General features: G+C 47.8%; 1 protein-coding gene. It reads left to right on the top strand.

What is annotated here, in order from left to right:
• Positions 1-320 (top strand): HsdM family class I SAM-dependent methyltransferase (locus AAEY62_RS21325; RefSeq protein WP_350636379.1); only part of this gene is annotated, 320 nt, incomplete at both ends.

Here is a 320-nt window from a genome sequence, read left to right as displayed (position 1 = left end):
GCAGTGGCGCGACCGCTGGTGAATACTACACTCCGCCTGAGGTCTCAACCCTTTTAGCAACGGTTTTAGAGCCTGTTGAAGGTGACCAAATATGTGACCCATGTACTGGGAGTGGCTCATTGCTTTTAAAGTGTGGCGCTATGGTACGTAAAAACTCTGGCTCAAAAAAATACGCTTTATTTGGCCAAGAAGCTATCGGCTCTACTTGGGCACTGGCAAAAATGAATATGTTCCTACACGGTGAAGACAACCACCGTATTGAATGGGGCGACACCATTCGCAACCCACTGCTACTTGATAAAGACGGCAACGGCTTATTG

This window comes from Pseudoalteromonas sp. GW168-MNA-CIBAN-0100, assembly GCF_040309225.1.
GTDB lineage: Bacteria > Pseudomonadota > Gammaproteobacteria > Enterobacterales > Alteromonadaceae > Pseudoalteromonas > Pseudoalteromonas arctica.
The sequence above is the reverse complement of the archived record's forward strand: the minus strand, read 5'-3'. Positions and strand labels throughout refer to the sequence as shown.